1 protein-coding gene is annotated in these 1,099 nt (G+C 38.9%); it reads left to right on the top strand.

Translation table 11 applies throughout. The annotated features are described in order from the left end of the window. On the top strand, window positions 1-876 hold an 876-nt coding region (locus BTHERMOSOX_RS11475; protein ID WP_138121232.1), incomplete at its 5' end, for an IS30 family transposase. Window positions 877-1,099: the final 223 nt, after the last annotated feature.

Below are 1,099 nucleotides of genomic sequence, written 5' to 3'. Positions count from 1 at the left end.
AACAGAAGTCCGGCAACTATCTCACGTGAGATTAAACGTAATACTGGCAAACGAGGCTATCGACCCAAGCAAGCCAATGAGCTTGCTACTATGCGTAGATTAACTGCCAGTAAAAGCATTAAGCTCACACCAGAACTTAGACAAGACATTATAGAGCTAATCAAACAAGAGCTCAGCCCAGAACAAGCTTGTGATTATCTTATAACGCACGGTAAAACTAAGCTACATCATGAGACTATTTACAGAATGTTACTGCAAGATAAGCGTGCTGGTGGCACGCTCTATAAACATCTTAGACACCTGCACAAAAGCCATCGTAAGCGCTATGGTAGTTATGAGCGCAGAGGACGAATCAAGAACGCTGTGAGTATTGAGCAGCGTCCAGAGCTTGTTAACACTAGATCACGCATTGGCGACTGGGAGGGTGACACTATCATTGGTAAAAACAAGAAGAGCGCCATCTACACATTGGTTGATCGTAAATCACTTTATACTGTTATTGTTAAACTTAATGGCAAGAATGCCACTGAGTTGGCTGATAAGACTATTAAAGCGCTAAAGCCAATGTCAAGTAAGATTCATACCATTACCTACGATAATGGCTTAGAATTTGCTGAACATGAGCGTATGGCTAAAGCACTGGATGTGGATGTATATTTTGCTCATCCGTATTCTTCTTGGGAAAGAGGTATTAACGAGAATACTAATGGCTTGATTAGACAGTACTTCCCAAAGGGTACTGACTTTAACAAGGTGACAAATTCACAGATTGAATTTGTCATGAAGCGACTCAACACAAGACCTCGAAAAACACGAGGTGGGAAACAACCAGTTGAGTTATTTTTAGGAAGGGCTGTTGATTTATTAACGGCTTAGGAGAAATTGCACTTAATGTGCGAATTCAAGTAATTAAGTATGGGTCATGACAACTTAAGCATATTTAAAATCATGTTAAAGTACCATTATGAAAGTAAAAAACAAGTATGTAAATCGTTCCCGTATTTCAGAGAAGAAATTTAGAGAAATAATTAAGTATTTTTCTCTTGATTTGAACGCAGTTCAAATCAAGGAATTAACAGGATTGAGCAGACAAACAATC

The sequence above is a fragment of the Bathymodiolus heckerae thiotrophic gill symbiont genome (assembly GCF_900128515.1).
Taxonomy (GTDB): Bacteria; Pseudomonadota; Gammaproteobacteria; order PS1; family Pseudothioglobaceae; genus Thioglobus_A.
The sequence above is the reverse complement of the archived record's forward strand: the minus strand, read 5'-3'. Positions and strand labels throughout refer to the sequence as shown.